Consider the following 5,912-nt stretch of genomic DNA (forward strand, 5'->3'; position numbering starts at 1 on the left):
GCGAACTCGTCCTGCGCGTCGTCACCCACAGCCTCATGCTCCTCGCCGATCCGGCGTGAGCCTTTCAACAGAGCAAGCTCGACCTCCAAAACGGGCCGGGTCCGCTGTATGTCGCGGCCTTGTCCCTGCTCGCGTCGCTCATACTGCGTTACGCCGTCGGCAAGCGCGACGAAAACCGGCTCGGCGCGTGGCTGCGAAGCACTGGCACGGACGGGTTCTTGGACGCGGGGCGGACGGAGAAAAAGCCGTGGGCACGAGGGTGGTACGGTCGGGGATGGGCGCTCCAACGCTGCCGGCCGGCATGGATGGCGGTTTCCGAGTCGGCCGCGATGTGTGCGTTCGCCCTGTCCGTGGCCCTGTCGTCCGCGTTGGAGAGCCGGCGCGAATGCCGGGAGGCTCTGGGCGCTTGGTGGCAGGCGCAGGCGCCCTTGCCGGCCGATTGCTTCGGCTGGGGTGGAGGCTTCATGACCTTCGTGGCCATGGCGTTGTTGGCGTACGCCGCTTGGATGTTCTGGGATTGGTGGCGCTGGAACGAGCGGCATCCATGACAGCCAGGTCGTGAAAGGGAGAGGCACGGCGGTCGGCGGCGCGGCGTCGTCTGACCCGATCGGGTTGAAGGAGGCGGTGGAGGCCGTCGGCCGGTGGTGGAGCGAAGCGCCCTACTTCGCCGACGCCGAGCCGCACATGGACGGGCAATGGCGCAAGCTCATCCTGCCGTTCCTGCGCCTCGGCGAGTCGGGGATAGACTGCACCCTCACGGTCGAGCTCGGCGCCAGGCGGGGGCGCTCAGCGGCGAAGCTGCTGCCGTTGGCGGGCCGCCTGCGCCTCGTAGACCTGCACGCGAACAACCTGGAAGCCTGCCTGCGCCGCTTCGGCGACGACCCGCGCCGTTCGTACCACGTGACGGACGGCCGCTCCCTGCCGCTGCCGGACGCCTCGGCGACCTTCCTCTTCTGCTTCGACTCGGTGGTCCACTTCGACAGCGACGTGGTGCGCGCCTACCTGCGCGAAGCCCGCCGCGTCCTGCGGCCCGGCGGCCACGCCTTCCTGCACCACTCCAACACCCTTGCGCACCCGGGCGGCGACTTCCAGGCGCAGCCGCAATGGCGCAATTTCATGTCGAAGGAGCTGCTGGCCCACTACGCGCTGAAGGAGGGCCTCGAAGTGCTTCGGCAGGAGCCGGTGGACTGGGTCGGCGACGGGGGCTTCATCGACTGCTTCTCGCTGCTCCGGCGGCCCGGCTGATCCCGCCGGTCACACCGTTCCCTCACACCGGGCCCGCCGCCGAAAGCCCGCCGTCCACCACGATCTCCGTGCCGGTGACGTACTTCGCCTCGTCCGACAGCAGGAACAGCACGGCATGGGCAACGTCCCAGCCGCTGCCCATGCGCCCCATCGGCACGGACGCGTGGCGCTTGGCGATCAGCGCTTCCGCGTCGTTGGCGCCGAGCTGGCGGACGAGGCGGTGTTCCACCAGCGGCGTGTGCATCAGCCCCGGGACCACCGTGTTGCAGCGGATGCCGCGCGCCGCGTAGGCCATGGCGACGGACTTGGAGAAGCCGATGATCCCCGCCTTGCTGGCGCTGTAGGCGGAATGGACGCGCGCCGCGCCCATCCTGAGCCCGGCGATGGAGGAGATGTTGACCACCGCCCCGCCAGCCCCGCCCGCCTCCATGATCGGCAGCGCGTGCTTGCAGCCGAGAAAGGCGGTTTTGAGGTTGAAGTCGATCTGCCGGTCCCAGACCTCCTCCGGCATGTCCACCGGCCCGCCGGGGTGCGAGCCGCCGACGTTGTTCACCAGCAGGTCGAGGCGGCCGAAGCGGTCGCGGCAGGCGGCCATGGCGGCGGCCACGTCCTCCGAATCGAGCATGTCGCAACGGTGGGCGACACAGGTGTCGCCGGCCTCGGCGATCAGGCGCTGCGTTTCGGCGACGGCATCGGGTTCGACGTCGATGGCGAACACCGCGGCGCCCTGGCGGGCGAGCAGCGCGGCCGTCGCCTTGCCGTTGCCCCAACCGGGGCCGACCGACCCGGCGCCGGTAACCACCGCCACTTTCCCGGCCAAGCTGAGCATCGCACTGTCCTCCCGTTCTCCGGGAGCAGCCTAGGAGGATACCGGACGGGCTGGGAACACGTCCCCACCGAACCGCCGCCCCACGGCGCGGCTTCAATCGATCTGGGACGGCCGCGGAAGGTCGCCGAAGCGGCCCGCGTCCACGCCGAGGCGGGTTGCGATCTTGATGGCGACGAGGGCGCCGAGGGCGAGCAGGAAGGTCGTGGAAGACATCGGTTTCGATCCTTTCGATGTTTCCTCCCCCAACCCGTTCCTATAGGTGATGCTGCGACGCAGCAAAACCAATCACGATAGTTTTCCGAAGAATGCCCCTCGTCCGAGGCAACTTTCCACGGCGTCCCGCCCAACGCCGCAGAGGCGCCGTCAGAGCGGCTTGCCCTCGCTGCCGGCCCAAGCCGCCATGAGCGTATTGCTCGGCCGCGCCTTGTCCATGACCTTGCGCGCGGTCTCGACGCCCGCGACCGGCAGGCGGCCCGGCTCCAGCGCGCCGATCTGCACCAGCACCGAGGCTTGGTCCCAGTAGATGTGCTCGTGCGCCACCATGCCGTCGCGGAAGCGGACGATGGCGACCAGCGGCACTTCCACCTCGCGGCCGGTCGGCGCCACGCCGGGCAGCATCCAATCGATCTCGGAGGTGTGGGTGAAGCGGATCACCACCTCGTCCACGAGCTGGTCCGTGCCCACCGTCCGGCTGACCGGCAGCAGCTCCATGTCCGGCGGGTTGGCGCCGATGAAGTGGTACTTGTAGAAGCGCTTGAGCTGGTCGCGGCCGACGCCGCCGGTCATCGTCGGCACGTGGTTGACGTAGGGCTCGTCCACCATGGTCCCCATCGTGGCGTTGGCGTCGCGCGTTTCGAACTCGTGCCGGCAATGCGCTTCCCAAAGCGCCGAAAGGTCGTGGTCGGCCACGCGGTCCTCCTTTCCCCCGGTTCGGGCGCACGGTGCCGCGTGCGATCGACGGCGGCGGCGGCCCGGACCGAACGTAAGGCCGGACGCGTCGGACAGGAGGGCCGCGCCGCCGCGAAAACCGCGCCTGGGATTCCGGCCAATCGCCGCGCCGGGGCAACGACCGCCGACCGGGGCGGGCGCGCGGAGCCGGGCGGCCGCGGACCCTCGCCTACGCCCGCCGGAAGGCGCAGCATGGCGCCGCTGGCCCGCGACGGAGGGAGCCAACCCGCTCGGTCTGCGGCGCTGTCCGAGGGGAGGAATGCATGTACGTGAATCTGCGTCGCTACCCGAAGCTTTCGGCGGACAAGGAAACCATCCACCGGTCGGTGCAGGACGACCTCTTGCCGCGCCTGCGGGAGCGGGAAGGCTTCAGGGCCTATTGCGCGTTCTGGGACGAGGAGGGCGCGGGGGTCAGCGTCAGCGTCTTCGACGACCAGGAGGCGGCGCACCGCTCCACCGAGGTCGCCCGCCAATGGGTGATGCGCCACCAGGATTTCTTCCCCGGACGAGGCGAGGAATTCGCAGGCGCCTGCATCGCGCAAGAGGTGTCCGACGACTTGGCGCGCGAAGCCAGCGGGGGCCGCCAAGGGTCGGTTTACGTGCTCATCCGCGAGCTGGCCAACGTGCCGGGCACGCAGGACACGCGGGCCTTCGTGGAACAGCGGACGCTGCCCATGATCACGCGCTGGCCGGGGTTCAAGGCCGTGTACATGGTGCGGGGCGACAGGGATGGCAGCCGCGCCGCCGTCGCCACGCTGTTCGACACGCGGCAGAACGCCGTTGCATGCCACGAAAGAGCTGTGGATCTGCTCAAGGAGGGCCTGCCGCGCGTGGAGGTGACGCGCGTCGTGCAAGGGCAGAGCGCGACGCTCGTCGTGCAGTAGCCCGCGCGCGCCCTGGGTCAAGGCGTCCGGGACGGGACGCGCCGGATCGACGAAGGCCGGACCCACCGCGCCCGTCAGCCGCCCAGGGGCAGTGGCGCGAAGGCGACGCGGCACGGGGCGGCGGGAGCAAAGCGCCAAACGCGCCCGCCGTCGCGTCGCAGGCCCACCAGGCTGGAGCACACGGTGCCGAAGCCGTCGGAGGTGGGCGGGATGCAGAGCACCTCCGCCGGCCCGGCCGTGTCGCCGAAAACGTGGTCCGCCAGCAGCGCTTCCCAGCTCGCCCAATCGCCCCGGTCCGGATCGGGGGGCGTTGCGGCGCGGAAGCGTGGGAGGTGGCGCGCGGTGCGCGGGCTCGACAGGTCATTGGGATCAAGCGCCGTGACCATGCTGACGCCCTCCGGGAGCGGCAAGGCCTCGGGCCTGCCGGCCCCCGTGCCGCGGATGAAATAGGCGACCTCGCGGTCGGCGACAACCATGTTGAAGGCGCGCCACTCGGCGGCAGGCAGAGCGGCGATGGTGGCGGCCGCGGCCGAAGCGGTACCTTGCTCCAAGGCGATGAGCGGCAACTCGCCGCGGGAACGCTTTCCTGGGGCCGGGCCGAGGCTGCCCGGACGGTTCAGCACGGCGGCCACTACGCCCGCGTCGTTGACCGCCATCCAGGTGCCGCCCGCCTCGCGGTCGCGCCCGCCCACCACATCGGGCCGGTCGGGCCACCACGCGGCGGGCGGGTCCCAGGCGCGGCGGAGCTTCTCGTCGCGGTTGGCGCCGATGACGGTGGGCCAAGCGTGGCCCGGGCGGCGCAGGATCACGACGGTGCACATGCGGCGGAGAGGAGTGCCGTCCCGCGCGACCGGCCGCAAGTCGGACGGACGACGCCACGGCGGGCCGCCAGCCACCAGCCGCCACCCCGGCTTTGCGAACCGGTCCTGACCTTACTCTCTGACGGGCGAAGCGCCGGCAACTCGACTTGGACTTGCCCCGCTTCCGTGAAGCGGTGGATGCTTGGGTGACTACGGTTCCGTCCTCGCCCGCTCCTCGTAGCTGACCGGCGACAGGTAGCCGAGGGCAGAGTGCCTGCGGCTCGGGTCGTACCAGCCCTCGATGTAGCTGAAGACCGCCATGCGGGCCTCGGCCTGAGAGCGGAAGCCGCGGCGGTCCAGCAGCTCGCATTCCAGGGTGGCGAAGAAGCTCTCGGCCATGCCGTTGTCGTAGGCGTCGCCGACCGATCCCATGGACGGCCGCACACCGGCTTCCGCGCAGCGCCTGCCGAACGCCACCGAGGTGTATTGGCTGCCTTGGTCGGAATGGTGGATGACGCCGTCGGGCCGGCGCCGGCCGACGGCCATGTCGAGCGCGGCCAGGACCAGATCGGCCCCGAGGTGGCTGGCCATGGCCCAGCCGACGACGCGGCGGCTGAACGCGTCCAGCACCACGGCCAGGTAGAGGAAGCCCGTCCAGGTCGGCACGTAGGTGATGTCCGCCACCCAGAGCCGGTCCGGGGCGGTGGCGGTGAGGTCGCGCTCCACCAGGTCCGGCGCCGGCCGGACCTCCGCGTCGCGCCGCGTGGCGCGCGCTCCTCTGCGCCGGCTGACACCGGCGAAGCCGGCGCCGCGCATCAGCCTGGCGACGCGCTTGCGGCCGAGCGGCTGCCCTTCGGCCCGCAGTTCGGCGTGGACGCGCGGCGCGCCGTAGGTGCCGCGCGAGACGGCGTGGACGGTGCGGATCCGCTTCAGCAGCGTCTCGTCGGCCATGGTGCGGGCCGAAGGCGGGCGGCGGCGCCAGGCGTGGTAGCCCGCCTCGGAGACGCCCAGCGCGCGGGCAATGGCGGCGATCGGGAAGGCGGCCTGGTTCGCGCTCATGAACCGGAAGGCCCGGACGGGATCGTGCCGGTCCCCCGCGCTTAAATGCGCCTAACGAAACCCGCCCTGTTGCGTTCTCGGCGGCATGGCCGAGCCGCCCCTTCCCGACGACCTCTGGGCGGCGGTGGCGCCGCTGCCGCCGCCCCC

Annotated in this window: 6 protein-coding genes and 1 pseudogene; 3 read left to right on the forward strand and 4 right to left on the reverse strand. The window is 71.3% G+C overall.

Annotated features, from left to right (window positions below):
- Nucleotides 1-329: 329 nt before the first annotated feature.
- Both ABD067_RS24580 and ABD067_RS24585 read left to right on the forward strand, forming a co-directional pair.
- Entirely contained in the window at nt 330-548 is a 219-nt protein-coding gene (locus ABD067_RS24580; protein WP_343898063.1) for a hypothetical protein, read from the forward strand.
- Nucleotides 549-558: 10 nt separating this feature from the next.
- Nucleotides 559-1,245 carry a class I SAM-dependent methyltransferase gene (locus ABD067_RS24585; RefSeq protein ID WP_343898064.1) on the forward strand — a complete coding sequence of 229 codons (687 nt, stop codon included), beginning with the start codon at nt 559-561 and terminating at the stop codon, nt 1,243-1,245.
- Between the two features lie 22 nt (nt 1,246-1,267).
- Here the strand turns inward: ABD067_RS24585 and ABD067_RS24590 are convergent, their stop codons facing one another.
- Nucleotides 1,268-2,074, reverse strand: a complete 807-nt coding sequence (locus tag ABD067_RS24590; protein ID WP_343898065.1) for an SDR family NAD(P)-dependent oxidoreductase — start codon at nt 2,072-2,074, stop codon at nt 1,268-1,270.
- Between the two features lie 363 nt (nt 2,075-2,437).
- A complete protein-coding gene (locus tag ABD067_RS24595; protein WP_343898066.1) occupies nt 2,438-2,983 on the reverse strand; it encodes an ester cyclase in 546 nt (181 codons plus the stop codon).
- 302 nt (nt 2,984-3,285) lie between these two features.
- Here ABD067_RS24595 and ABD067_RS24600 point away from each other — a divergent pair, with 302 nt between their 5' ends.
- Nucleotides 3,286-3,906 (forward strand): hypothetical protein, encoded by a 621-nt coding sequence (locus ABD067_RS24600; RefSeq protein ID WP_343898067.1) that lies wholly within the window; start codon nt 3,286-3,288, stop codon nt 3,904-3,906.
- 74 nt (nt 3,907-3,980) lie between these two features.
- Here ABD067_RS24600 and ABD067_RS24605 read toward each other — a convergent pair whose 3' ends face one another.
- Nucleotides 3,981-4,715, reverse strand: coding sequence for an NRDE family protein (locus ABD067_RS24605; RefSeq protein WP_456305265.1), 735 nt, complete (start codon nt 4,713-4,715; stop codon nt 3,981-3,983).
- 201 nt (nt 4,716-4,916) lie between these two features.
- Nucleotides 4,917-5,804: pseudogene (locus tag ABD067_RS24610) on the reverse strand (IS3 family transposase); the annotation flags it as partial.
- Between the last annotated feature and the right edge of the window lie 108 nt (nt 5,805-5,912).

Origin of the sequence: Craurococcus roseus, assembly GCF_039523795.1 — a bacterium.
GTDB classification, from domain to species: domain Bacteria; phylum Pseudomonadota; class Alphaproteobacteria; order Acetobacterales; family Acetobacteraceae; genus Craurococcus; species Craurococcus roseus.